The organism is Pseudomonas resinovorans NBRC 106553 (assembly GCF_000412695.1).
GTDB classification, from domain to species: domain Bacteria; phylum Pseudomonadota; class Gammaproteobacteria; order Pseudomonadales; family Pseudomonadaceae; genus Metapseudomonas; species Metapseudomonas resinovorans_A.
In genome coordinates, this window is sequence record NC_021499.1 from 4,804,775 (window position 1) to 4,831,428 (window position 26,654).

Annotated in this window: 19 protein-coding genes; 8 read left to right on the forward strand and 11 right to left on the reverse strand. The window is 66.3% G+C overall.

Annotation, left to right across the window (positions count from 1 at the left end; genetic code table 11):
- Positions 1-65: 65 nt before the first annotated feature.
- Entirely contained in the window at positions 66-2,366 is a 2,301-nt protein-coding gene (gene metE / locus PCA10_RS21615; protein ID WP_016494216.1) for a 5-methyltetrahydropteroyltriglutamate--homocysteine S-methyltransferase, read from the reverse strand.
- Between the two features lie 108 nt (positions 2,367-2,474).
- Between metE and metR the strand changes: the two genes are divergently transcribed.
- Positions 2,475-3,392, forward strand: coding sequence for a transcriptional regulator MetR (metR, locus tag PCA10_RS21620; RefSeq protein WP_016494217.1), 918 nt, complete (start codon positions 2,475-2,477; stop codon positions 3,390-3,392).
- Between the two features lie 587 nt (positions 3,393-3,979).
- Here metR and PCA10_RS21625 read toward each other — a convergent pair.
- From PCA10_RS21625 to PCA10_RS21640, 4 genes are all read right to left on the reverse strand, one after another.
- Positions 3,980-5,323 (reverse strand): TolC family outer membrane protein, encoded by a 1,344-nt coding sequence (locus PCA10_RS21625; RefSeq protein ID WP_016494219.1) that lies wholly within the window; start codon positions 5,321-5,323, stop codon positions 3,980-3,982.
- Position 5,324: 1 nt separating this feature from the next.
- On the reverse strand, positions 5,325-6,608 hold the full coding sequence (locus tag PCA10_RS21630; RefSeq protein WP_394296630.1) for an HlyD family type I secretion periplasmic adaptor subunit: 1,284 nt from the start codon (positions 6,606-6,608) through the stop codon (positions 5,325-5,327).
- Between the two features lie 66 nt (positions 6,609-6,674).
- Positions 6,675-8,411 (reverse strand): type I secretion system permease/ATPase, encoded by a 1,737-nt coding sequence (locus tag PCA10_RS21635; protein WP_016494221.1) that lies wholly within the window; start codon positions 8,409-8,411, stop codon positions 6,675-6,677.
- Positions 8,412-8,996: 585 nt separating this feature from the next.
- Positions 8,997-9,638: a TetR family transcriptional regulator gene (locus tag PCA10_RS21640; RefSeq protein ID WP_016494222.1), complete on the reverse strand. Its 642-nt coding sequence runs from the start codon at positions 9,636-9,638 to the stop codon at positions 8,997-8,999.
- A 202-nt stretch (positions 9,639-9,840) separates the two neighbouring features.
- Between PCA10_RS21640 and PCA10_RS21645 the strand changes: the two genes are divergently transcribed.
- The 5 genes from PCA10_RS21645 (at position 9,841) to PCA10_RS21665 (ending at position 17,138) form a co-directional block, all read left to right on the forward strand.
- Positions 9,841-10,983 (forward strand): efflux RND transporter periplasmic adaptor subunit, encoded by a 1,143-nt coding sequence (locus PCA10_RS21645; protein ID WP_016494223.1) that lies wholly within the window; start codon positions 9,841-9,843, stop codon positions 10,981-10,983.
- Between the two features lie 11 nt (positions 10,984-10,994).
- Entirely contained in the window at positions 10,995-14,129 is a 3,135-nt protein-coding gene (locus tag PCA10_RS21650) for an efflux RND transporter permease subunit (RefSeq protein ID WP_016494224.1), read from the forward strand.
- Positions 14,126-15,559, forward strand: a complete 1,434-nt coding sequence (locus tag PCA10_RS21655) for an AdeC/AdeK/OprM family multidrug efflux complex outer membrane factor (protein WP_016494225.1) — start codon at positions 14,126-14,128, stop codon at positions 15,557-15,559. The genes PCA10_RS21650 and PCA10_RS21655 overlap by 4 nt, the downstream gene beginning before the upstream one ends.
- Positions 15,560-15,855: 296 nt before the next feature.
- Positions 15,856-16,149, forward strand: coding sequence for a hypothetical protein (locus tag PCA10_RS21660; RefSeq protein WP_016494226.1), 294 nt, complete (start codon positions 15,856-15,858; stop codon positions 16,147-16,149).
- A 296-nt stretch (positions 16,150-16,445) separates the two neighbouring features.
- Positions 16,446-17,138 carry a transglutaminase-like cysteine peptidase gene (locus tag PCA10_RS21665; protein WP_016494227.1) on the forward strand — a complete coding sequence of 231 codons (693 nt, stop codon included), beginning with the start codon at positions 16,446-16,448 and terminating at the stop codon, positions 17,136-17,138.
- Here PCA10_RS21665 and PCA10_RS21670 read toward each other — a convergent pair.
- The 6 genes from PCA10_RS21670 to PCA10_RS21695 form a co-directional block, all read right to left on the reverse strand.
- Entirely contained in the window at positions 17,135-18,715 is a 1,581-nt protein-coding gene (locus tag PCA10_RS21670) for a FadD3 family acyl-CoA ligase (RefSeq protein ID WP_016494228.1), read from the reverse strand. The two genes, PCA10_RS21665 and PCA10_RS21670, sit on opposite strands and share 4 nt — an antisense overlap.
- A gap of 64 nt (positions 18,716-18,779) precedes the next feature.
- On the reverse strand, positions 18,780-19,553 hold the full coding sequence (locus PCA10_RS21675) for an SDR family NAD(P)-dependent oxidoreductase (protein ID WP_016494229.1): 774 nt from the start codon (positions 19,551-19,553) through the stop codon (positions 18,780-18,782).
- 287 nt (positions 19,554-19,840) lie between these two features.
- Positions 19,841-20,896, reverse strand: a complete 1,056-nt coding sequence (locus PCA10_RS21680; RefSeq protein WP_016494230.1) for a ferredoxin--NADP reductase — start codon at positions 20,894-20,896, stop codon at positions 19,841-19,843.
- A 13-nt stretch (positions 20,897-20,909) separates the two neighbouring features.
- Complete coding sequence (locus PCA10_RS21685) at positions 20,910-21,668, reverse strand: glucose 1-dehydrogenase (protein ID WP_016494231.1); 759 nt, start codon at positions 21,666-21,668, stop codon at positions 20,910-20,912.
- Positions 21,665-23,341: an FAD-binding protein gene (locus PCA10_RS21690; RefSeq protein ID WP_016494232.1), complete on the reverse strand. Its 1,677-nt coding sequence runs from the start codon at positions 23,339-23,341 to the stop codon at positions 21,665-21,667. Before PCA10_RS21690 ends, PCA10_RS21685 begins: the two co-directional genes overlap by 4 nt.
- 9 nt (positions 23,342-23,350) lie before the next feature.
- On the reverse strand, positions 23,351-23,857 hold the full coding sequence (locus PCA10_RS21695; RefSeq protein ID WP_016494233.1) for a flavin reductase family protein: 507 nt from the start codon (positions 23,855-23,857) through the stop codon (positions 23,351-23,353).
- A 188-nt stretch (positions 23,858-24,045) separates the two neighbouring features.
- On the opposite strand from PCA10_RS21695, the gene PCA10_RS21700 reads away from it, so the two are divergent.
- Together PCA10_RS21700 and PCA10_RS21705 are read left to right on the forward strand one after the other, a co-directional pair.
- Complete coding sequence (locus PCA10_RS21700) at positions 24,046-25,230, forward strand: acyl-CoA dehydrogenase family protein (protein WP_016494234.1); 1,185 nt, start codon at positions 24,046-24,048, stop codon at positions 25,228-25,230.
- A gap of 287 nt (positions 25,231-25,517) precedes the next feature.
- Complete coding sequence (locus PCA10_RS21705) at positions 25,518-26,651, forward strand: LLM class flavin-dependent oxidoreductase (RefSeq protein ID WP_016494235.1); 1,134 nt, start codon at positions 25,518-25,520, stop codon at positions 26,649-26,651.
- Positions 26,652-26,654: the final 3 nt, after the last annotated feature.

A 26,654-nucleotide genomic window follows, 5' to 3' on the forward strand; every position in this document is an offset into this window, starting at 1 on the left:
TTCCATATCGGGTAAAAGACAGTTACGCGTTCAAACCGACCTTGTGTCGTGCAGACGGGTGCAACTCAACGGCAGTTGAACTCCGCCCGCAACTGCCGCGCCGCCGCCACCATGTTCACCAGCGCCGCCTCGGTTTCCGGCCAGGCACGGGTCTTCAGGCCGCAGTCCGGGTTGACCCAGAGCCGCTCGGCGGGGATGCGTTCGGCGGCCTTGCGCAGCAGCTTGGCCATCTCGGCGCTGTCCGGGACCCGTGGCGAGTGGATGTCGTAGACCCCCGGGCCGATCTCGTTCGGGTAGGCGAAGGCCTCGAAGGCGTCCAGCAGTTCCATGTCCGAGCGCGAGGTCTCGATGGTGATGACGTCGGCGTCCATGGCGGCGATGGACTCGATCACGTCGTTGAACTCGCTGTAGCACATGTGGGTGTGGATCTGGGTTTCGTCCCGCACACCGCTGGCGGTGAGGCGGAAGGCCTCGGTGGCCCAGCCCAGGTAGGACTGCCACTCGGCCTTGCGCAGCGGCAGGCCTTCGCGGAAGGCCGCCTCGTCGATCTGCACGATACGGATACCGGCCGCTTCCAGGTCCAGCACTTCATCACGGATGGCCAGTGCCAGCTGCCTGGCCTGCACCTCGCGGGATACGTCCTCGCGGGGGAAGGACCACATCAGCATGGTCACCGGGCCGGTCAGCATGCCCTTCATCCACTTGGCGGTCAGGCCCTGGGCGTACTTGATCCATTCCACGGTCATGGCCTGCGGACGGCTCAGGTCGCCGACGATCACCGCCGGTTTCACGCAGCGCGAACCGTAGCTCTGTACCCAGCCGAAGCGGGTGAAGGCGTAGCCGTCCAGTTGTTCGGCGAAGTACTCCACCATGTCGTTGCGCTCGGCCTCGCCATGCACCAGCACGTCCAGGTCCAGGCGCTCCTGCACCTGCACCGCGTGGCGGATTTCGCTGTGCATGGCCTCGGTGTATTCGGCCTCCGACAGCTTGCCCTGCTTGAAGGCCTGGCGCGCCAGGCGGATGGCCGCGGTCTGCGGGAAGGATCCGATAGTGGTGGTGGGGAACGCCGGCAGGCAAAGGCCTTCACGCTGCTTGGCGATGCGTTCGGCGAAGGGCGACGGACGCTGGCTGTCCTCGGGACGCAACGCCGCCAGGCGAGCCTGCACCTGCGGTTTGTGAATGCGCGGCGAGGCGGCGCGGCTGGCCTGCACGGCACGGCTGGCGGCCAGGGCCGCGAGCACTTCCGGCGCTTCCGGCTCGGTCAGGGCATGGGACAACAGGGCAACCTCTTCGCACTTCTGCACCGCGAAGGCCAGCCAGCCCTTCAGCTCGGCATCCAGCTTGTCTTCTCGTCCTAGGTCCACCGGGCTGTGCAGAAGGGAGCAGGACGGCGCGACCCACAGACGATCCCCCAGGCGCTCATGGGCATGGCGCAGCACGTCCAGCGCCTTGTCCAGGTCGCAGCGCCAGACGTTGCGGCCGTTGACCAGGCCCAGGGACAGCACCTTGTACGCCGGCAGACGGTCGAGGATGGTCGGGTACTGCTCGGGGGCCCGCACCAGGTCGATGTGCAGGCCATCCAGGGGCAGGCTGGCGGCCAGGCCGAGGTTGTCCTCCAGGCCGCCGAAATAGGTGGCGATCAGCTTCTTCAGCGGCTCGCGCTGGATCAGGTTGTAGGCGCGCTCGAAGGCGTTCTTCCAGTCCTGGGGCAGGTCCAGGGCCAGGATCGGCTCGTCGATCTGCACCCACTCCACGCCCTGGTCGGCCAGGCGCTGGAGGATCTCGCCATAGACCGGCAGCAGGCGGTCGAGCAGTTCGAGCTTGTCGAAGCCTTCGGTTTCGCCCTTGACCTTGCCCAGCCAGAGGTAGGTCAGCGGGCCGATGATCACGGGCTTCACGGTGTGCCCCAGGGCCCGGGCTTCGTCCACTTCCTCGAACAGCTGCTCCCAGCTCAGGGCGAACTGCTGGTCAGCGGTGAATTCGGGGACGAGATAGTGATAGTTGGTGTCGAACCATTTGGTCATCTCCTGGGCGTGGGCGCCGCCGCAGCAGCCCTTGCCGACGCCGCGCGCCATGGCGAACAGCGTCGAAAGATCCGGCGTGCCGGAGTGGGGACGGAAACGCTCGGGAACGACACCGAAGGTCAGGGAATGGGTGAGCACCTGGTCGTACCAGGCAAAGTCGCCCACCGGCAGCAGCTCGATGCCGGCATCCTTCTGCAACTGCCAGTGCTCGGCGCGCAACTGGCGGCCAACGGCGCGCAGGCCGGCTTCGTCCAGCTCGCCCTTCCAGAAGGCCTCCTGTGCCTTCTTCAGTTCACGGTCGCGACCGATGCGCGGGAAGCCGAGGGAATGGGAAAGGGCCATGTGTCGAATCTCCATCTAAGTAATGGAGCGAATTGTCGACAGTCGTGGCTACTTGAGACAAACTCAATAAATTCGTGTTTGTCTCAAATTTCATTCATGGAGCCACCCATGCTTGAGCTGCGCCATCTCAAGACCCTGCAAGCCCTGCGCGAAGCCGACAGCCTGGTGGAAGCCGCCGAACGCCTGCACCTGACCCAGTCCGCCCTCTCCCACCAGTTCAAGGAACTGGAAGAGCGCGTCGGGCTGCCATTGTTCGTGCGCAAGACCAAGCCCGTCCGCTTCACCAGCGCCGGCCTGCGCCTGCTGCAACTGGCCGACAGCGTGCTGCCGCAACTGCGCAGCGCCGAACGCGACCTGGCGCGCCTGGCCGGCGGCACCGCGGGCCGGCTGCACATGGCCATCGAGTGCCACAGCTGCTTCCAGTGGCTGATGCCCACCATCGACCAGTTCCGCGACGCCTGGCCGGAGGTGGAACTGGACCTGGCCTCGGGCTTCTCCTTCGCCCCCTTGCCCGCTCTCGCCCGTGGCGACCTGGACCTGGTGGTGACGTCGGACCCGGTGGAGCTGGCCGGCATCACCTATGTGCCCCTGTTCACCTACGAAGCGCTGCTGGCGGTGGACAACCAGCACGCCCTGGCGGGCAAGCCCTTCATCGTCCCCGAAGACCTGGCCAGCCTGACCCTGATCACCTACCCCGTGGAACGGGATCGGCTGGATATCTTCACCCGTTTCCTCGAGCCGGCCGACATCGAACCGGCGCAGGTGCGCACCTCGGAACTCACGGTGATGATGATGCAGCTGGTGGCCAGCGGCCGTGGCGTCTGCTGCCTGCCGAACTGGGCGCTGCACGAATACAGTTCGCGGGGCTATGTGACCGCCAAGCGACTTGGCGAGAAGGGCCTGCTCTGCACCCTCTATGCGGCTATCCGCGCCGACATGCTCGACGCGCCCTTCATGCGCGACTTCCTGCTGACCGCCAAGGACACGTCCTTCGCCACCCTGGAAGGGGTGAGTGCGGCGCGGTGAGGCAATTGGGAGAAATGACCGCGGGGGAAGACACAACGGACTGGCGATTTGCGGATGAGCGCCACGTCCCTGAACCCTGCGCTCTGACACTTCCCACACCCCCCGGCCCTCTCCCGCAAGCGGGAGCGACGTAGGATGGGTCGGGCGGCGTTCCGTTGAGCTTGCGATACCCATCAGCCTTGTCCGCATGGGTATCGCTCCGCTCAACCCATCCTACAAGCTGAAAACTGATGCCTATACCAGCCTGAAGCGAGGCAGCGAAGATGACGCCGCGCGAATCGCCCCTTCAGGAGGCCGAGCGGAATCCTTGCAGAGGGGGGCGAGCGGCATGGATGCCGCGAGAGCCGCGCAGGGCCATGGATGGCCCTTCGCGGCGGCCCCCCGGCGCAAGGATGGAGCGAGGGGAGTTTGGCGCAGCCAAACCCGCATGGTGGGGCAAGCCCTCTTGGTTACTTCTGGGTGGTTCGGCACCCCGACGACTGCCAGAAGTGACTCGCCCGGGAGGGCGAAACAGAAACCCAATGCCCACTCGGCAATAAAAATAACGACCTAACTTGAAGCCCCCTCCACCCGATAACCAATTACCCTCACGGGTGCATCGACAGCGACGGCCCCAGGTACTCGTTGGCCTGCTGGATATCATCGGTGCCCAGGGAGCCCACGGACGCCGCCAGGCGCAGGCGCGACAGCAGGTAGCGCAGCTTGGCCTCCAGCAGGTCGCGGCGGGCGATGAACGCCTGCTCCTCGGCATTGAGGATATCCAGGTTGGTACTGGTGCCGGCCTGGAAGCCCTTGCGCGCGGAGTCCTGGGCCCGTTCGCTGGACACCACCGCCTTCTCCAGCGCACGTACCCGCTGCTCGCCGCTCTGCACGCCACGGAACTCGCGGGTGGTACCGGAGAGCACTTCCTCGCGGCTGGAATTCAGCTGGTCGTTGGCCAGCTCGCGGTTGGCGGCCGCCTGGCGCACCTGGGCGCTGGTGGCGCCACCGGTGAAGATCGGCACGCGCAGTTCCACCCCGAGGGAGCCGTATTTGTTGCGCTGGTCCTGGGTGGAAACCGAGTCGCTTTCCGAATCGTTGTAGGCCGCCACCAGGTCCAGGGTCGGCCAGTGCCCGGCCTTGGCCCGGTTCACTTCTTCGTCGGCGATATCCAGGCTGCGGGTGCGGGCGATGATGCCGGGGTTGTTGGCCCGCGCATCGTTGATCCAGTCCTGCAGGGTCGGTGGATCCAGCGGAGGGGTGGGGAACTCGGTGCGCAAGGTGGACATCTCTTCCGGCAGCACGCCGAGCAACTCCTGCAACAGGCGCCGGGCCACCAGCAGGTTGTCCTCGGCCTCGATCACTTCGGCCTGGGCCAGGTCGCGCCGGGCGGAGGCCTGGTCGATGTCGATCACGGTACCGTCGCCCAGCTCGAAGCGGCGCTTGGCCGACGCCACCTGGTTATCCAGGTTCTTCAACTTGACCCGCGCCAGGTCGATGGTTTCCAGGGCCAGGAGTACGGCGAAATAGCGGCTGGCCAGGTTGACCGCGGACTCCTGGGTCTTGGCATCGAACACCGCATCACTGAAATCGGTGCGCTGAATTCCCTGGCGGTATTCGGCCATGCGCTGCTTGTTGAACAGGGGTTGGCGCAGTTCCACCACCGCGCCCTGCGAGTCGTACTTAAGGTCGCTTTCGTTGCTGCGGCCGAGAAAGTCGTCCTGCTCGCTGGTGCCGTCCACCCGCTTCCAGAAGGCGGTGCCGCTGATATTGGGCAGCAGGCCCGCCTTGCCCAGGTTCTCGTACTCCTGGCCGGCCTGGCGCTCATGCACCGAAGCCAGGTAGGTGGGCCCCTGGACCTGGTAGGTGCCCCAGGCTTCAGTGAGGTCCATGGCGGTCGCGGGCAGGGCGACGGCTCCGAGGAAACCGGCTATGGCCGTCCGGGCTCTCATATCACTGCTCCTTGAATGCGCTTCCGACGCGGCCCAGCAGAGGTTTCATCAGGTAGCTCATGAGGCTGCGCTCGCCGGTCTTGATGGTCACGGTGGCCGGCATGCCCGCCCGGATATTGTTCGGCCCGAGCAACTTCATGCCTTCTTCGGTCACTTCCACCTGGGTCAAGTAATAGGGCTGTTTGCTCGCTTCGTCCACCAGGCGGTCGGCGGCCACCGTCATCACCCGTCCGGGAATGTTGGGGGTCTGCGCATGGTTGAAGGCCGGGAAGGTGATATCCACAGGCAGCCCCGGCACCATCTTGTCGATCGCCTGCACCGGCACCTGGGCGTCCACTTGCAGCGGCTCCTTGTCCGGCACCACGTCCATGATCCGCGCACCCGGCTGGATGACACCGCCGATGGTGGCGACGTTGAGGCCCAGGACTATGCCGTCGATGGGCGAGCGGATCACGGTGTTGTCCACCTGGTAGTCCACCGAGCGCAGGCGTTCGCCGAGGGAGGTGGTCTCCTTCTGCACGTCGGTCAGCTGGGATTCCACTTCCTTCTGGAAGTCCTGCTCACGCTGCAGGACGCGCAGCTTGAGCTCGGCGATTTGGTTACGGGTGCGGCCGATGTCGGCGATGTTCTGCGCCATGGAACCATTGAGTTCCGAGGCACTGCGCTCCAACTCCAGCATGCGGTTACGCGGGATGTAGCCCTCGGCTGCCAGGCTGCGTACCCCTTCCAGCTCCTGGCCGAGCAGGCCCGACTGGCTGGCGCGGGTCGCCTGGACCTGGCGCAGCCCCTTGAGTTGTTCTTCGGCGCCGTTGAGGTTCTCGCGCAGGATGCTGATCTCGCCCAGCAGTGCCTTGCGGCGGGTGTGGAACAGGCGCTGTTGCAGGGCGATGGCCTCCTGCAGGCGCGGGTCGCCAGCGAAGCGCTCCAGCAGGAACGGGGTGAAGGTCACCGAATCGGCGCCATCGCGTTCGGCCACCAGGCGGTCTTCCACCGTCTTGGCGACTATGTACTGGGAGCTCAGGGCGCCCTGTTCGGCGATCGCCTGGGTCGGGTCGAGCCGCAGCAGCTCCTGGCCGGCGCGCACCTTGTCGCCCTCACGCACCAGGATGGCGTCCACCGTGCCGCCGGTAAGGTGCTGGACGGTCTTGCGCGCATTGGTGACGTTGACCGTGGCGTTGGCCACCACGCCGGCATCCAGCGGGGCCAGCACGGCCCAGACCAGGAAGCCGCCGAAGCCTGCCAGGACCATCCAGACGCCCCAGCGGGCCGGACGGGTGTCGTCCATGTCCACCTGCGCCGGTTGTTCGACCCGTACCAGGGCCTTGCTTTCGCTTGCCGCTTGCATGATCGATTACTCCTTAGCCCGCATCGACGCCAGGTTGGGTGTGCCCACGGAAGGCATGACACTGGCCTGGCGCAGCGCCGCGAACACTTCGTCGCGAGGACCGAACACCTGCATGCCGCCGTCACGCAACAGCAGGACCTTGTCCACCGTGCTGAGCACGCTGGGGCGATGGGAAATGAGGATCAGCGTCTTGCCACGCTTCTTCAGGTCGAGGATGGCTTCGACCAGCGCCGCTTCGCCCACGTCGTCGAGGTTGGCGTTGGGTTCGTCGAGCACGATCATCGAGGGATCGCCGTAGATGGCGCGAGCCAGGGCGATGCGCTGCTTCTGCCCGCCGGACAGCGGGCTGCCGTCCAACCCGAGGATCGTGTCGTAGCCCTTCTCGAAGCGCAGGATCATCTCGTGCACCCCGGCGCGCTTGGCCGCCAGGATCACCTCTTCGCTGTTCAGCTCGCCGAAGCGGGCGATGTTGTCGGCGATGCTGCCTTCGAACAGCTCCACATCCTGGGGCAGGTAGCCGATCCAGGGGCCGAGCTCTTCCTTGTTCCACTGATAGATGTCCGCACCGTCCAGGCGCACCTTGCCCGACTGCGCCGGCCACACCCCTACCAGCAGCCGCGCCAGGGTGGACTTGCCGGCCGCCGACGGACCGATGATGCCGACGGCCTCGCCGGGCGAGAGGTTGAAGTTGATCCCGCGCAGGATGGTGGCGACGCCACCGGGCGCGGCGGTCATGGCCTGCTCCACCGACAGCTCGCCCTTGGGCTTGGGCAGCGACATGGCGTCCTTGCGGGCCGGGAAGTCCTGCAGCAGCTTGGACAGGCGCTCCCAGGAACCACGTGCGGAGAGCAACTGCTTCCACACGCCGATGGCCTGCTCCACCGGCGCCATGGCACGGCCGCTGAGCACCGAACTGGCAATCATCATCCCCGCAGTGATCTCGCCCTTGATCGCCAGCAAGGCGCCAGCACCGAGGATCAGCGACTGCAGGGTGACGCGCACGAAGCGGCTGACGCCGTTGATGTAGGCGGCGCGGTCGGAGGCCTGGGTCTGCTTCTCGAGGATGCGCTGGTGGCTGCCGTACCAGCGCTCGCGGATCGCCGGCAACATGCCCATGGCCTCGATCACTTCGGTGTTGCGCAGGTTGTTGTTGGCGAAGGCGCCGGAGGACATGGACGCCTGGTTGGCTTCCATCAGCGGGCCGCGAGTGACCACTTCGGTGAGCAGCGCCAGGCAGAAGAGGATCGCCGAACCCACGAGGGTGACGATGCCCAGCAGTGGGTGCACGAGGAAGATCACCAGCAGGTAGATGGGCGTCCAGGGTGCATCGAAGAAGGCGAACAGGCCGTTGCCGGTGAGGAACTGGCGGACCTGGGACAAGTCCTGCAACGCCTGGGCGGGGTTACCGCCGGCGCGGCGCAGGTTGCGCTCGAAGGAGGCATTGAAGATGCGCTTGTTCAGGCTCATGTCCAGCCGGTTGCCGAGGCGGATGAGCACCGTCGAACGCACCACCTCGAGCAGCGACATGAGCACGTAGAGGCCGAGCATCAGCACCGTCAGCATCAACAACGTGGTGATGTTGCTGCTGGCCAGCACGCGGTCGTACACCTGCAGCATGTAGAGCGCGGGCGCCAGCATCATGAGGTTGATGACGCCGCTGAATCCTCCCACCACATAGAAGGTGCGGCGCAGGCGATTCAAGGCTTCGGACAATTCGGTACGGGGCTGCGAGAAATTCTTCATCTCGTCGACGCTCCATCAGGAGATGGTGGGCAGGCCGGCAATGGCCGTTCTTATCGTTGTAACCCGCGGAGCATATCGGCATCAGCCCCCGCGATAGCCTCATAACAGGCTTAGCCAAGGGTGCACCGCTATTCCAATCGGATCCCGCGTTGGCAGACGGTAGTGGGGCATAGTCCGACCAACGCAACTCCGGGGCTCTCGACAATGATTTGCATTACCGTGGAATACAACGCTGTAGCGGCTCTGGCCTGGTAGTTTCAGCGATTGCTGCGCTTTTCGGGGCGCCCGCTTGACGTCGCCTCAGCCGGGAAATGAACGCCATTTTCATGACGAACCGGCAAAACCAGGGCTGCTGGCGAATCGATTGGCTAGCGAGGCCCCGGCGGATGGGGGACGAACGACAGATCTCCGCTGTGTTTCTCTAGAGTGCGCATCATTTGACTCTTCGCTGGTGGTGGCCGCCGGGCGCAGTAGGCCGTGGCCGTGGAGGGGCGCCCGGAGCCGGCAAACAGCCATCACTCAGGAGCAGGTGCAGCATCTTGCTCGGCCCCGGGCGCGGAAGCAAGCGGCGGCGCCCTCTCCGGCTCAACCGGCCTGGATACGCAACGCCGGGCTGGCCCGCAGCATGTCCATCAGGCTATTCACCAGGTTCTCGGCCTCCGCCGCCAGGGAGAAGCCCTCCGGCACCAGCAGCCAGTTGGTCTGGACGCCTTCCATATAGGCATGGACGCTGATGGCGGCACGCCGGCAGTCCAGGTCGCCGGGCAATTGGCCACGACTCACCGCGTTGCGCAGGGCCTTGGCGATGCGCAGATCGCAGTCGGCGCTCAGGTCCTGCATCTTCCGCCGCAGGTCACCGAGTTCCTCGGTGTACTCCACCTTGAGTCGCAGGATCTCGTGGATGCGGCGGCTCTGCGGGTCGAGCTCCACGCGCCGGAGCAGGCGCACCAGCAACTGGTGCATGCGCCCCAGCGGGTCGGGCTCGTCCTCGCTTTCACTGGCGCGGGCCAACTCCTCCAGCGGCATGCGGATGCGCTCCAGCATGGCCTGGAACAAATCGGTCTTGTTCTCGAAATGCCAATAGATGGCACCTCGGCTCACCCCGGCGGCAGCGGCGATTTCCGCCAGGGAAGCACGGGAGACACCCTTTTCGTGAAACACCCGCTCGGTAGCGTCGAGTATCTGCACCCGGGTTTCCTCGGCTTCCTCTTTGGTGCGTCTGGCCATATGCCAAAAGACCTATCTGATTGCTGACAAAGGGAAAACTTAATTCCATCACCGCAACAAAATCTGACATCGGTGCAGGATTATGCGATTTACAAACATTCACGCATGTAAGTATATTTCACAGCATTCGCTCAGATTCCACAACCTGCCCCCGCGCCTGACCCGTTCTTGGGTCGCACTCCAGAAAATGAGGTCCCTTCAGATGCCCATGAAGCCAGCCTTTGCCGCCTTGGTTTCCGCCATCGCACTGGCCACCCTCAGCCTTGCCGGCTGTAAGGAAGCCTCGGCACCGCCGCCCGCCCAGACGCCCAAGGTTGGCGTCGTGACCCTGCAACCGCAGGATTTCACCCTGACCACCGAACTCCCCGGCCGCACCACTGCCTACCGCATCGCCGAAGTGCGCCCGCAAGTGGACGGCATCATCCAGAAACGCCTGTTCACCGAGGGCAGCGAGGTCAAGGCCGGCCAGCAGCTCTACCAGATCGACCCCTCCGTCTATACCGCCACTCTCAAGAGCGCCCAGGCCACCCTGGCGTCGGCCCAGTCCCTGGCCGATCGCTACAAGGACCTGGTCAGCGACCAGGCGGTGAGCAAGCAGGCCTATGACGAGTCCCAGGCCGCGCGCCTGCAGGCCGAGGCCGCCATGGAGAAAGCCCGGATCGACCTGCGCTACACCAAGGTGCTGGCGCCCATCTCCGGTCGCGTCGGCCGCTCGGCGGTCACCGAAGGCGCCCTGGTGAACAACGGCCAGTCCCAGGCCATGGCCACCATCCAGCAACTCGACCCGATCTTCGTCGACGTCACCCAGTCCACCAAGGACCTGCTGCGCCTGCGCCGCGACCTGGAAAGCGGACGCCTGGAAAAGGCCGGCAAGAGCGGCGCCAAGGTGTCCCTGCTGCTGGAAGACGGCAGTGCCTATCCGCACCAGGGAAGCCTGGAGTTCTCCGAAGTCTCGGTGGACGAAGGTACCGGCTCGGTGACCCTGCGCGCGGTCTTCCCCAACCCCGACCACAGCCTGCTACCGGGCATGTTCGTCCATGCGCGCCTGGGTTCGGCGATCAAGCAGCAGGCCATCCTGGCGCCGCAGCAGGGCGTGACCCGCGACCTCAAGGGCCAGGCCACCGCGCTGGTGGTGAACGCCGAGAACAAGGTGGAACTGCGCCAGCTCAAGGCCGAGCGCACCGTCGGCGACCTCTGGCTGGTCAACGAAGGCCTCAACGCGGGCGATCGCCTGATAACCGAAGGCCTGCAGTTCGTGCACCCGGGCGTTGAAGTGAGCGCCGCGCCGGCCACCAATGTCGCCCCCCAGAAACCAGTGGCTGATGGCCTGACCAGCAACCACTGAGGAGCCCCCAGATGTCGAGATTCTTCATCGATCGCCCCATCTTCGCCTGGGTGATCGCGCTGGTGATCATGCTCGCCGGCGGCTTGTCGATCCTCAAGCTACCGATCAACCAGTACCCCAGCATCGCCGCGCCCGCCGTCGGTATCCAGGTTTCCTACCCGGGCGCCTCGGCGCAGACGGTGCAGGACACCGTGGTGCAGGTGATCGAGCAGCAACTCAACGGTATCGATGGCCTGCGCTACATCTCCTCGGAGAGCAACTCCGACGGCAGCATGACCATCACCGCCACCTTCGAGCAGGGCACCAACCCTGACATCGCCCAGGTGCAGGTGCAGAACAAGCTGCAGCTGGCCACCCCGCTGCTGCCGCAGGAAGTGCAGCAGCAAGGCATCCGCGTGACCAAGGCGGTGAAGAACTTCCTGCTGGTGATCGGCGTGGTGTCCGAAGACGGTTCCATGGACAAGAACGACCTGTCCAACTACATCGTCTCCAACATGCAGGACGCGATCTCGCGGACCAAGGGCGTGGGCGACTTCCAGGTGTTCGGCTCGCAGTACGCCATGCGCATCTGGCTCGACCCGGCGCGGCTGAACAACTTCCAGCTGACCCCGGTGGACGTGAAGACGGCCATCCAGTCGCAGAACGTGCAGGTCTCCTCCGGCCAGCTCGGCGGCCTGCCCGCCTCCCCCGGCCAGCAGCTCAACGCCACCATCATCGGCAAGACCCGCCTGCAGACCCCCGAACAGTTCGGCGAGATCCTCCTCAAGGTGAACCGCGACGGCTCCCAGGTCCGCCTGCGTGACGTGGCGAAGATCGAGCTGGGCGGCGAGAACTACAGCATCAGCGCCCAGTTCAACGGCAAGCCCGCCTCCGGCATCGCGATCAAGCTGGCCACCGGCGCCAACGCCCTGGACACCGCCAAGGCACTGCGCGCCACCATCGGCGAGCTGGAACCCTTCTTCCCCGCCGGGATGAAAGTGGTCTTCCCCTATGACACCACCCCGGTGGTTTCCGCCTCCATCGAAGGGGTTATCCACACCCTGGGCGAAGCCATCGTCCTGGTGTTCCTGGTGATGTTCCTGTTCCTGCAGAACCTGCGCGCCACCATCATCCCCACCCTCGCCGTCCCCGTGGTGCTGCTCGGTACCTTCGGCGTGCTGGCGATGTTCGGCTTCACCATCAACACCCTGACCATGTTCGCCATGGTCCTGGCCATCGGCCTCTTGGTGGACGACGCGATCGTCGTGGTGGAGAACGTCGAGCGGGTCATGGCCGAGGAAGGCCTGTCCCCGCTGGAAGCCACCCGCAAGTCCATGGGCCAGATCCAGGGCGCGCTGGTGGGCATCGCCCTGGTGCTCTCGGCGGTGTTCCTGCCGATGGCCTTCTTCGGCGGCTCCACCGGTGTGATCTACCGGCAGTTCTCCATCACCATCGTCTCGGCCATGGCCCTGTCGGTGCTGGTGGCGCTGGTCTTCACCCCGGCCCTGTGCGCCACCATGCTCAAGCCCGTCGCCAAGGGCCACCATGAGAAGCGCGGCTTCTTCGGCTGGTTCAACCGCAGCTTCGACCGCAGCGTGCGCGGCTACGAGCGCGGCGTGCGCGGCATCCTCACCCGCAAGGCGCCGTACCTGGTGCTCTACGCGGTGATCCTGGTGGCCATGGGCTGGCTGTTCACCCGCATCCCCACCGCCTTCCTCCCCGAGGAAGACCAGGGCGTGCTCTTCGCCCAGGTGCAGACCCCGTCCGGCGCCAGCGCCGAGCGTACCCAGGCCGTCGTGGACCAGATGCGCGAGTACCTGCTGGACGCCGAGAAGGACACCGTGCAATCCGTGTTCACCGTCACCGGCTTCAACTTCGCCGGCCGCGGCCAGAGCTCGGGCATGGCCTTCATCATGCTCAAGCCGTGGGAAGAACGTACCGCCGCGGGCCAGAGCGTGTTCGACCTGGCCCAGCGCGCCCAGCAGCACTTCTTCAGCTTCCGCGACGCGATGGTCTTCGCCTTCGCCCCGCCGGCGGTGATGGAGCTGGGTAACGCCACCGGCTTCAACTTCTTCCTGCAGGATCGCGCCGGCGTCGGCCACGAAGCGCTGAACGCCGCCCGCGACCAGTTCGTCGAGCTGGCGTCGAAGGACCCGGTACTGGCCCGCGTGCGCGCCAACGGCCTGCGCGACGAGCCGCAGTACCAGTTGCTGATCGACGACGAGAAGGCCCGCGCCCAGGGCGTGTCCCTGGCCGACATCAACAACACCGTGTCCATCGCCTGGGGCGCCAGCTACGTCAACGACTTCATCGACCGTGGTCGGGTGAAGAAGGTCTACCTGCAGGGCGAGCCCGAAGCGCGGATGAACCCGGAAGACCTGAGCAAGTGGTACGTGCGCAACGACCAGGGCCAGATGGTGCCGTTCAGTTCCTTCGCCAGCGGCAAGTGGACCTACGGCGCGCCCAAGCTCGCCCGCTACAACGGCGTGCCGGCGGTGGAAATCCTCGGCGAGGCGGCTCCTGGCCACAGCTCGGGAGAAGCCATGGCCGCGGTGGAAGAGATCGCCAAGCAGCTGCCTGCGGGCGTCGGCTACTCCTGGACCGGCCTCTCCTACGAGGAACGCCTGTCCGGCTCCCAGGCCCCGGCCCTCTATGCGCTGTCGCTGCTGGTGGTGTTCCTCTGCCTGGCGGCGCTGTACGAGAGCTGGTCGATTCCGTTCTCGGTGATGCTGGTGGTTCCGCTCGGGGTGATAGGCGCGCTGATGTTCACCAGCATGCGTGGCCTGTCCAACGACGTGTTCTTCCAGGTCGGCCTGCTCACCACCATCGGCCTCTCGGCAAAGAACGCGATCCTCATCGTCGAGTTCGCCAAGGAGCTGCACGAACAAGGCAAGAGCCTGTTCGACGCCGCCGTGGAAGCCTGCCGCATGCGCCTGCGCCCGATCATCATGACCTCGCTGGCGTTCATCCTCGGCGTGGTGCCCCTGGCCATCTCCAACGGCGCCGGTTCCGGCAGCCAGCACGCCATCGGTACCGGCGTGATCGGCGGCATGTTCACCGCCACCGTCCTGGCCATCTTCTGGGTGCCGCTGTTCTACGTGCTGGTCTGCTCCCTGTTCAAGGACAAGGCGAGCAAGGCCGCGATCAAGAAGGAGGCCCTGCAGTGAGGCATTCCCTGTTATCCCTGACCATCGCCGCCACCCTGCTCGGTGGCTGCTCGATGATCCCCGACTACCAGCGCCCGGAAGCGCCGGTGGACGCCGCCTGGCCCGAGGGCGAGGCCTACAGCAATGGCGCGGCCCAGGTCAGCACCGCCGCCGCCGACCTCGACTGGCGCGAGTTCTTTCAGGACCCGGCTCTGCGCCAGCTGGTGCAGCTCTCCCTGGACAACAACCGCGACCTGCGCGTCGCCGCGCTGAACGTCGAGGCCTACCGCGCGCTCTACCGTATCCAGCGCTCGGAGCTGTTCCCCAGCCTCTCGGCCGACGGCAGCGGTACCCGCCAGCGCCTGCCCGGCTCCCAGAGCCAGACCGGCGAGGCCAACACCAGCGGCCAGTACAGCGCCACCTTCGGCACCAACGCCTGGGAACTGGACTTCTTCGGTCGCCTGCGCAGCCTCAACGAGCAGGCCCTGGAACAGTACTTCGCCACCGAACAGGCGCGCCGCAGCACCCAGATCAGCCTGGTGGCCGCGGTGGCCACCGCCTACCTCGACTGGCAAGCCGACCAGGCCCTGCTGCAGCTGACCCGGGACACGCTCAAGACCTACCAGGAAAGCTACAACCTGACCCAGCGCAGCTTCGACGTCGGCGTCGCCGATGCCCTGGCCCTGAGCCAGGCGCGCACCGCGGTGGAAAGCGCCCAGGTCACCCTCGCGCAGTACACCCGCCTGGTGGCCCAGGACCGCAACGCCCTGATCCAGCTGGTGGGCGCCGGCCTGCCGGCGGACCTGCCCAAGGGCCTGGCCCTGGACGCCGACCTGTTGGCCGAAGTGCCGCCGGGCCTGCCCTCCGACCTGCTGCAACGTCGCCCCGACGTGCTCCAGGCCGAGCATCTGCTCAAGGGCGCCAACGCCAACATCGGCGCGGCGCGCGCGGCCTTCTTCCCCAGCGTCAGCCTGACCGCCAACGCCGGCAGCATGAGCAACGAACTGTCCGGCCTGTTCGATGCGGGGTCCGGCAGCTGGCTGTTCCAGCCCAGCATCAGCCTGCCGATCTTCACCGCCGGCCGCCTGAAGGCGAACCTCGACTACAGCGAGCTGCAGAAGGACATCCAGGTGGCGCAGTACGAGAGCGCCATCCAGGTGGCCTTCCAGGAAGTCGCCGACGGCCTTGCCGCACGTACCACCTACCAGCAGCAGCTGGGCTACCAGCGCGACCTGGTGAAAACCACCGAGGAGTACTACCGCCTCGCCGATCGCCGTTACCGCACCGGCGTCGACAGCTACCTGACCCTGCTCGACGCCCAGCGCCTGCTGTTCAGCTCCCGCCAGCAGCTGATCGGCGACCGGCTCAACCAGCTGACCAGCGAAGTGAACCTGTACAAGGCACTCGGCGGCGGCTGGAAGGAACAAGGGACGACCATCCCGCAAGCTTGATCCGCGACTCCCCAATCCTCAGGGACGAGGAATCCACGCGGCGCCCCGGCTGTTGTTGGCCGGGGCGTACTTTTATCCGCCCCCGCCAGACCGCCCTCGCCTACCGCCGCCATGCCCCATCACAGGGCACCCCGAACGGGCACAAAACCCGGAAATCACCATGCCAATCAGGGGCTTGCACAAGCCCATCGGTCGAGTTTTTCACCTTTTGTCAGGCAATCGTCCCAGCCCGTAACAAACCCCGTTCAAGTTCATCCAATTCATCGGGGCAAGTGGGGGAACAAGAGGACAAGACAATGAAATCGCGACTCGACACTACAGCCCTCAGCGGCCTGTTCCTGGCCCTGGCGCTGACAACGGGACCGGGGACGGTCCTCGCGGAGAACGGAAGCGACCGCCTGGGCGATTACCACATGCGTAACCAGCAAATACTGCAGATGCGGGAGGATTCCAGCGAAAGTTTCACCCAGATGGTCGAACGAGAACCCACCGCGGCCGGCTACCCCAGTGAAGACATCGGCCCCGATGTCCGCCAACCACCGAAATACCAATCCTTGATCCACCAGCAGAAAGTCGAATTCGGTAAATAGCCGAATCCACCGCCCGTCGGGTGCGCCCCCTTCCCGCGCGCCCGTCGGGCAGAGCGTCGGCTTGGTTTCCGACAACCGGCGAACGACGCCAACTCCCGTTCCAGAGCCTTACCGGCGCCCAGCCAAACGCTCAGCCCTGCCGTGCGTCTCCCGACGGTTGCGGCGCCGGCCACCAGGGTCCTAGTGTGACGCCATCCCCGAACTGGCGGAGGGTGTTTCCTTTGCCAGTGATTCGCTCAACGGATTGATTGACCGCTGAACCCGGCCTCGGCCGCCTTCCCTGGAGAATCGACCCGTTGCAGAAGCCCGTCTTCGGCCGCCGTGGCCTGTCCCTGCATTCCCTCGCCCTGGTCCTGCTCAGCGGCAGCCTGCTGCTGGGTGCCGCCGATGCCGGGGCGGCCTGGAGCCTCGACCCGGTGCTGCGCAAGGCAGAGAAACGCTATGGCCGCAGTGGTCCGGCCAAGGATCGCCTGCAGGCCTGGCAGGACCTTCTGCAAAGCGGCCGCCAGCTCACCGAGCGGCAGCAGCTGGAGGCGGTCAACCGGCAGATCAATCAACAGGTGCGTTTCACCGACGACCGCGCGCTCTGGCAACGCAGCGACTACTGGGCCACACCGGTGGAAACCCTGGCCAAGGGCGCGGGCGATTGCGAAGACTTCGCCCTGGCCAAGTACTTCACCCTGCTGCAGCTCGGCGTCGCGCCGGACAAGCTGCGCATCACCTACGTCCGGGCGCTGAAACTGCGCCAGGCGCACATGGTGGTGAGCTACTACGAAACCCCGGATGCCGAGCCGCTGGTGCTCGACAACCTGGTGGACGACATCCTTCCCCTCTCCCGCCGCGACGACCTCGCCGTGCGCTATGCCTTCGATGCCCAGGGGCTCTACTCGATGAAAGGCGACGCCCCCCGGCGCATCGGCGACACCGCCGAACTGCCGTTCTGGCGCGGGCTGCTGGCGCGGATGGAGCGCGAAGGTTTCAGCCTCTAGCCCGCGTCGTCCTCCGCCAGCCGGCGCAAGGCGTCCTTGGTCACCTTGCCCGCGGCGTTCAGCGGCATGGCCTGCAGCACCCGGACCCGGCGCGGCACCTTGTAGTTGGCCATCTGCTCGCGGCACCAGGCGAGGAAGGCGTCGCCATCCAGGCTGCAGCCGGCGGCCGGCAACAGGAAGGCCATGGCCACTTCCCCCAGGCGCTCGTCGGCGATGCCGATGACCGCCGCCTGGGCCACCCCCGGATAGCCCAGGAGCACCTGCTCGATCTCCGCCGGGTACACGTTGAAGCCGCCGGTGATGAACATGTCCTTGATCCGGTCGGTGATACGCAGGTAGCCCGCCTCGTCCAGCACGCCGATATCGCCGGTGTGCAGCCAGCCGTCGGCGTCGATGGCCTCGGCGGTGGCCTCGGGGTCGTTGAAATAACCCTTCATCAGGTTGTAGCCGCGCACCAGCAACTCCCCCGGCTCGCCGGCCGGCACCGGGTTGCCGGCGCCATCCACGCAGCGCACCTCCACGTTCGGGAAGGCACGGCCCGAGGTGGTGGCCACCCGTTCGGCGGAATCCCCCGGACGGCAGATAGTGACGAAGCCGCAGGCCTCGGTCAGGCCGTAGGCCGTGACAATGGTCTCGAAGCCCAGCTCGCTGGCCATGCGCCGGACCATCTCCACCGGCACCGACGCCGCGCCGGTCACCGCCACCCGCAGGCTGGAAAGGTCGTAGTCGCGGCGTTTCGGGTGGCTGAGGATGGACTGGTACAGCGTCGGCGGGCCGGGCAGCACGCTGACCTTCTCCCGCGCGACGCGCTCCAGCATCACCGGCACATCGAACACCTGCTGCGGCAGGATGCAGCAGCCGCTCATCAGCGCCGCCAGCCAACCGGCCTTGTAGCCGAAGCTGTGGAAGAACGGATTGACGATCAGGTAGCGGTCCCCCGGACGCAAGCCGACCATGGTGCTCCAGTCGCGGACGATGCGCAGGTTCTGCCCGTGGGCGCTCATCACGCCCTTGGGCTTGCCGGTGGTGCCGGATGTGAACAGCAGGTCCGACAGGTGGTCCGGGCCTACCTGGCGCTGGCGCACCTCCAGTGCGGCCGGGGAAACCTCGGCGGCCAGGGCCATGAACTCCGTCCAGCCGAGGCAGCCTGGCGCTTCGCCGCGCAGGCAGATACGCGTGCGCAGCGCCGGCAGGTCCTCGCCGTCCAGCAGCGCCGGGTAGCGGGTGCCGAGGAATTCGCCGACCACGAACAGCAGGCTGGCGCCGCTCTGGCGCAGGATGTAGGCCGCTTCCGCGCCCTTCATCCGGGTATTGAGCGGCACCAGCACCGCGCCCACGCTCTGCAGCGCGATGGCGGCGACTATCCACTCATGGATGTTCGGCGCCCAGATCGCCACCCGCTCGCCGACCCGCAGGTCGAGCGCCAGCAGGGCCCGGCCGGCCTGCCGGCGCAACTGGTCGAGCTGTCGGTAGGCGAGACGGGTATCCCCGTCCTCGATGGCCGTGGCGTCGCCGTATCGGGTCGCGGCGGCCGCCAGCAGGTCGGGTATGGTCAGGGCGCTTTCCAGGTCGGTCATGGGCATTTCTCGGGCATGACGAAGCAGCGGCCTGGAGTTCCAGGCCGCGCAGGGGTAGTGGCGATCAGGCTTGCGGTGGTGCGAAGCGGCGGCCGGCGGAGAAACCGCCGTCGACGCCGATCATCTGCCCGCTGACGAAAGAGGCGTCATCCGAGGCGAGGAACAGCGCCACGTTGGCCACCTCTTCCGGCTGGCCGGCACGGCACAGCATGTGCTGCGAGGCGAAGAAGGCGTGGAAGGCCTCCTGCTCCTTGACCATCTGGGTCATGGGGGTGTCGATCAGCCCCGGGCAGAGGCCGTTGACGCGGATGTTGGCGTGGCCGTAGTCGATGGCCAGGGAACGGGTGAGCTGGCTGATGCCGCCCTTGGAGACGTTGTAGGCGGTGTTGTTGTCGCAGCCCTGCTCACCGAAGATCGAGCCGACGTTGATGATCGAACCGGCCTTCTGCGCCAGCATCGGCACCAGGGCGTACTTGCTGGTGAGCATGCTGCCGGTGAGGTTGATATCCAGCACCCGTTGCCACTCGCTGGTGGGCGCGCTGGTGATGTTGCCCTGGCTGGCGACGCCGGCGGCGTTGACCAGCGCATCGATGCGGCCGAAACGCGCCACCACCTCGTCCATCACCGCCTTCACCCGCGACTCGTCGCGCACATCCAGGCTCATGAACAGGGGAGCGGGCTCCAGCCCCTCCAGGCTGGCGGCGATATCCGCCCGGGGTTCCCCCACATCCAGCCCGACCACCTGCGCACCTTCGGCGGCGAAACGACGTACACAAGCCAGACCTATACCCGATGCGGCTCCGGTGATGACCGCGACCTTGTTGGACAGACGTGCCATGGAAAACCTCGTTGCTTGTTCTTGGAATGGGGTTTCGGAGGAGTCTACCTAAGCCGGAGGCGGGGATGATCGTCCGATGGGACTATCCAGATTCGAGCCGTAGGATGGGTAGAGCGGAGCGAAACCCATGCGGTCGGTATTGATGGGTATCGCAAGCTCGCGGAACGCCGCCCGACCCATCCTACAAAGGCAGTCCGTGCGCCCAAAAAAAACCCGGCCGAAGCCGGGTGAAATTGGCACAGACATACACGCTCAATACCACCGGTGAGGGTGGCAGCCCCCGGCTGTCACCCCGGAAACTTCAGTTTCAGCCTCGCGCTGCCCGGGCGGCCCTGGCACGCCAGGGTCCAGCCTTCGGCCAGTTCGGCGGGGCTGAGGATATCGTTGCGGGAAAGCACCACGTCGCCCGCTTCCACCTTGCACATGCAGGCCCCGCAGAAGCCCTCCTCGCAGGAATAGGGGGCATCCAGGCCGGCATTGCGCATGCTCTGCAGCAAGGTCTCGCCGGGCTGCACGGGCACCTCGCTGAGCTGGCCATCGAGCTCCACCAGCAGTTGCTCAGCGACCGCGCCATACGCCGGGGCCAGGTCCTGGGTGTCCGGATCAGGCGGTGAAATGAAGCGCTCCACATGGATGCGTTCGCGCGGCTCGCCCAGGCCCAACAGCGCCCGCTCCACGGTGTCCATGAAGGGCCCCGGCCCGCAGATGTAGAACTCAGCGCCAGCGTGGCCGCGCACCAGGTGGCGCACCTCGCCTTCACCGAGAAAGCCCTGCACTGAATCCAGCACATGCACCACGTCCAGCTGGTCCACATGGGCCTTGGCCAGGGCACGCAGCTCGTCGCGGAAGATCACCGAGCCCTCGTCCCGGTTGGCGTACACCAGCTTGATCCGCCGCCCGCTGGTTTTCAGCGCCGACTTGAGAATGGAGAACACCGGGGTGATCCCCGAACCGCCGCCGAACAGCACCAGGTCATGCTCGCCGGGACGCAGATGGAAATGCCCGGCCGGTGGCAGCACCTCCAGCCGGTCGCCGGGGCGCACCTGGTCGTTGAACCAGTTGGAGACCCGGCCTCCATCCACCCGTTTGATGGTGACCTTCGGCAGGGCGTCGCAATCCGGCGAGCTGGACATGGAATAGCAGCGCGTCAGCCGCTTGCCGCCGAGCACCACACGGAACCCGAGGTACTGTCCCGCCTTGTAGCGGAAGCGCTCCTCCAGCCCGGCCGGCACCCGCAGCACCAGCGAGTGGCTGTCGTGGGTTTCGGCGATCATCTCCGCCACTTCCAGCTGGAAGGCACCGCCCTGCTGGGGCTCGACTACCGGCGACTGCACGCTGCCCATGTCCGACTCCGTCCTACAGCAGGCCGCTGATGGTCTGCGCGTTGTCGATGCGCAGCTCAGTGCCGTTGATGAAGCGCGACTCGTCCGAGGCCAGGAACAGCACCAGGTTGGCGATATCGCGCGGCGCGCACATGCGGTTCTTCGGGTCCTGATCCAGCAGCTCCTGGGCGATCGCCTGGCCGCCCATCAGGGCCTGGGTCATGGGCGTGTTGATGCCGTCCGGGTGCACGCTGTTGCAGCGGATGCGGTAACCCTCCTGCTTGCAGTGCAGCGCCACCGAACGGGTCAGCGCCGCCACCGCGCCCTTGGAGGCGGAGTAGGCGCAGAACGCCGGCATACCCCCCAAGGCCGCCACCGAGGACATGTTGACGATGGAACCGCCGCCGCTGTCCTTCATCGCCGCGATGGCGTACTTGCAGCCGAGGAAGTAGCCGTCACTGTTGATTCGCTGGACCTTCTGCCAGAGCTCCAGGCTGGTGTCCTCGACGCTGCCGAGAGCCAGGATGGCGGCGTTGTTCACCAGCACATCGAGCCGGCCGAAGGTCTCCAGCGTGACCTTGACGAGGTTCTGCCAGTCCGCCTCGCTGGCGATGTCCTGGCGCACGAACAGCGCGTTGGCGCCGATCTCGGCGACCACCTGGCGACCGGCCTCCTCGTTGAGGTCGGTGAGCACCACCTTCGCCCCTTCACTGGCCAGCAGCAGCGCATCCTCGCGCCCCACGCCACTGGCGGCGCCAGTGACGATGCAGACCTTGCCTTCGACTCGCTTCATTGTTGTTCTCCTCGGGTGGACCGTACGGCTCGCGCCAGGCCCGCGACATGGGCACCGGCACGGCGCCCGGAATGGACGCAATCGGCCAGGGACAGGCCGGACACGTAGAAATGGGAGGCCACGCCGACGGCGTTGCGGCCGGCACTGAACAGGCCATCGATGGGCGCACCGTCCTGGTCCAGGACCTGGCCGCTGCGCTCGCATACCTTGAGCCCGCCGAGGGTGATCACCGGGCAGGGAAACAGCTTGCTGGCGAAGGACAGGTCCATGGCGTACCAGGGCCCCTGCTCCAGCGAGGCCAGCAGGCCCGCGGACTTGCCCAGCTCGTCGGCGCATTCGCCACGGGCCGCGGCGTTGTAGGTGGCGAGGGTCCGCTGCAGGTTCACCAGCGGTAGCCCCACGCGCTCGGCCAACTGCGCCAGGCTGTCGCCGCGACGGGCATTGCACAGCATGTTCAGCAGTGCCGGCAGGCGCTGGAAGGCCCACACCTTGCCCGGCCCCACCTGGGCGAAGGCTTCCTTCATCAAGGCGCGGTTGAGGATGAGGATGGCGCGGCCACCCTGCTCTTCCACCATGGCGTGGCCGAGCTTGGCGCCGTAGACTTCTTCGTTGCAGTAGCGGCGGCCGTCGGCATTGACGATCAGCCCTCGGGCCCAGGCCAGCGGCGGGTTGATGAAGCGCCAGGCGCTGGCGCGCTCCATGTGTGCGGTTGCGCCGCCCGCGCTCTCGCCGAGACGGATGCCGCTGCCGTCGCAACCGCTAGTGCCCAGGGGCAGGCCATCGAGGTAGCGCGGCGCGTGCTGGCTGAGCATGGCGCGGTTGAACACGAAGCCGCCGGCGCTGAGCAACACGCCGTGCTGGGCGCGGATCAGGCGGCGCTCGGCATGGGCCGTTTCCAGCGCCCGCAACTTGCGCCGCCAGCGAGCAGCAAGCGCCGGCGCATAGGGATGCAGGGCATCGGTCCAGCGGCTCAGTCGTGCATGAGTTCTCGCCGCCCGGCTGCCCGGTGGCAGCACCCAGGCCTCGACGCCAAGCACGGCACCGGCGGCATCCAGCACCAGGCGCCGGACTTCGCACTGGCGCTGCAGGCGCACACCCAGTTGTTGCGCGCTGGCGGCCAGCGGACGGAACAGATTGATCCCGGACATGCCCGAGCCCAGGGCGCGGTGGCCGCGCGGCGCCGGACGGGCCAGCGCCGCGTAGTCGGGCACCGCCTCGTTGCCGGAGTAATAGAGAAAATAGCGGTCGCTGGGGTAGGAGGTTTTCAGCGGCGGCACGCTGCCCTGGAAGGCCGCGCCATGCCGTTCCAGCCAGGCCAGGTGGGCGCTGCTCTGCTGGCAGAAGCCACGCAGGGTCTCGGCGGAAACGACATCCCCGACTTCCTGGCGCAGGTAGTCGTACATGGCCTCAGGGGAATCTTCCACGCCCGCCTCGGCCTGCTGCGGCGTGCCGCCACCGGCGTAGACCACGCCACCGCTGCGCGCCGTGGCGCCACCGCCGGCGAAGCGTTCCAGGGCCAGGACGGAGGCGCCCCGGCTCGCGGCTTCGAGGGCGGCGCATACGCCGGCCCCACCGAAGCCGACCACCAGCAGGTCGGCGCCGTCATCCCACGCCAGCTGCGCGGCGTCACGAACCCGCAGCGGTGCTTCGGGGTGCTGCTCCATTGCCGTCATGGCGGAACCTCAGTTGGCGATGGCCAGCGACGGCGCAGTGGTGGTGTAGGCGCCGTTGAGGTAGACCAGCGGACTGATGTCGGCACTGTTGTGGATCTGCACGATGCGGCCGATGAAGACCGTGTGGGTGCCATAGCTGAAGGAGCCGTCCTGCTGGCAGAGGATCGCCGACTGGGCGTCGCCCAGGTAGGGAATGCCGCCTTCGCTGGTGCGCCAGTCACCCTGCTGGAAGCGCGCCTCGCCCTTCACCGGGCCGCTGCACAAGTGCGACAGCTGTTCCTGCTCCAGGCCGAGGATGTTCACGCAGAAATCGGCGCCGGCGGCCAGCACGCGGTGCAGGGACGCCGTCTTGTTCACGCAGATGAGCAGCGACGGCGGCTCGGTGGACAACGAATCCACGGCGGTGGCGGACATGGCGAACCGCTCCTGGCCGTTGCTGGTGGTAATGATGGTGACGGACTTGGCCAGACGACGCATCGCCTGGAGCATCTCGCCTTTCAGATCGGCCTGGCTCATCGCACTGCCCTCTTGTTGTTCTCACGGTGAGACTGATTCTTCGCCAGGGCCTGGCCGGCAACATCGTCCGAGGGGACTAGTCGAAGCGCCGCATTCCCATATGGTCCGTTTGAGGGATGCCCGCCCGCTTGCCCGTTGTTTGAATGCCTGGCGATAGGTGGAAAAGCCTTCAACAGGAGAACAACAAGATGCTCGACCACGACCTGATCCGCGAACGCCTGAAACAACGTGCCCGTGAACTGGTGCCGGTGCTGCGCGAGCGCGCGCCGCTGGCCGCGAAGAACGGCCAGCTACCCGAGGAAACCCTGCGCGACTTCCACGAAGCCGGCTTCTTCCGGATTCTCCAGCCGGCGCGCTGGGAGGGTTACGAACTGGAGCCCAAGGACTTCTTCGAGGTGCAGATGACCCTCGCCGAAGGCTGCATGTCATCGGCCTGGGTGCTGGGCGTGGTGGCCATCCACAACTGGCAGCTGGCGCTGTTCGACGACCGCGCGGCGCAGGCGGTCTGGGGCCAGGATTCGAGCGTGCTGATCTCCTCGTCCTACATGCCGGTGGGCAAGGTCACCCGCGTGGACGGCGGCTTCCGCTTGAGCGGCCGCTGGGGCTTTTCCTCCGGCAGCAAGCACTGCCAGTGGGCGTTTCTCGGCGCCATGGTGCCGCCGGAAAACGAAGGCGACGGCCCGGACTACCGCACCTTCCTGGTACCCCGCGCGGACTACGCCATCCTCGACAACTGGGACGTGATGGGCCTGGAAGCCACCGGCTCCCACGACGTGCTGGTGGAGGACGTCTTCGTGCCGGAACACCACACCCACCGATCCATCGACGGATTCCTGCAGAACAGCCCGGGCAACTCGGTGAACACCGCACCGCTGTTCCGCCTGCCCTTCGGGCAGATCTTCGTGCGCGCGGTATCGTCCGCCACCATCGGCGCGCTGCAAGGCGCCATCGACCTGTTCATCGAGGCCAACAAGGGCCGCGTGGGCGTCAATGACGGCCGCCGCATCATCCAGGACCCCGGCGCCCAGACCGCCCTGGCCAACGCCATGGTCACCGTGGACGAATGCCGCACCGTGCTGCTGCGCAATTTCGAGCTGATGACCCAACGCGCCAAGACCGGTGAGCCGCTGACCATGGCCGAGCGGGTGAAGATGCGCTACGACTCGGCCATAGTCCCGGACAAGTGCGCCCAGGCGGTGGAAGCCCTGATGTACAACAGCGGCGCCTCCACCATTTTCCGCCAGCACGGCATCAACCGCGCCTTCCGCGATATCCACACCGGCCGCGCCCACGTGGCCAACTGCCCGGGCAAGTACGCACTCAACCTGGGCGCCGTGGGGATGGGGTTGGATAGCAACGACTACTTCCTTTGATCCCTCATCGATGGGTATCGCTTCGCTCAGCGGAACGCCGCCCGACCCATCCTACGAAACTGAAAAACCGCTCCCGTAGGATGGGTTGAGCTTGCGATACCCATCAATCCGCGCAGGGTATCGTTCCACCCTGCCACGACGCCCGCCCTGCGCGGGCGTCGTGCTTTGCGCGGGGGCAAAGTGACTAGTCCCTTTGGAGGATTCCGGCCCGTCGGCGATCCCACACCATGGCTTCAAGGCCCGGGATTTCCGGGTTGACCGCTCAAAGAACAAAAAGGGCCAAGCGCATGAAATTCTCCCTGATCTACGAGGCACAGACGATCGACTCCAGCCGCGAGGGCGACCGTCGCATCTTCGACGAAACCGTCGAACAGGCCGTGCTCGCCGACAAGCTCGGCTTCGATACCTTCTGGTGCGTGGAGCACACCGCACTGACCAACTACTCGCACATGTCGGCGCCGGAAACCATGCTGGCCTTCGTCGCCGGCAAGACCGAGCGCATCGGCATCGGCCACGGCGTGGTCTGCCTGCCGCCGGCGATGAACCACCCGGTGAAGGTGGCCGAGCGCATCGCCACCCTCGACCTCCTGTCCAAGGGCCGCGTGCACTTCGGCGTGGGCAAGGGCGGCACCCAGCAGGAGGCCGGCACCTTCGGCTACGACCTGGCCACCCTGCAGCCGCAGATCGACGAAGCCATGTACCTGATCCCGAAGATGTTCGTGCAGGACGAGATCGAACATAACGGCGACTTCGTGAAGATCCCCAAGCGCCCCATCCATCCCAAGCCCTACCAGGACCCGCACCCGCCGATGTACCTGGCCTGCACCAACACCGAGTCGCTGAAGAACGCCGGCGGCCGGGGCATGGGCGCCCTGGTGCTGGGTTTCGGCGGCCCCGAGGAAATCGCCAAGAAGGTCGCCGTGTACCACGAGGCCTGGGACAACCGCGACGAGAAGAACCAGGTGGGCTTCCGCCCCAATCGCCACATCGCCGCCCTGTGCCCGGCCATCGTCCTGGACGACAACGACAAGGCCCGCGCCATCGGCATCCGTGGCCAGCGCTACTTCATGGAATCCCTGGCCTACTGGTACGCCGGCGGCGAACGTCCGGACCCGGAGCAGTGGAAGGACGACACCTTCGTCGACGGCAACGGCCAGGCGGTGATCAAGTCGCGCTTCGCCTCCGAGGAGGTCAGCGTGGACTTCTCCGACCCGACCATGGCGATGATGAACCCCAACCATGCCTACGGCACGGTGAACGACTGCATTGGCTATGTGCAGCGCCTGATCGATGCCGGCGCCGATGAAATCCTCTTCATCTGCCAGATGGGCACCGTGCCCCAGTGGGCGCAGCTGGAAACCCTGAAGAACATCGGCGAACACGTGATTCCCTACTTCCGCAAACAGAACGGACTGACCTGAGCG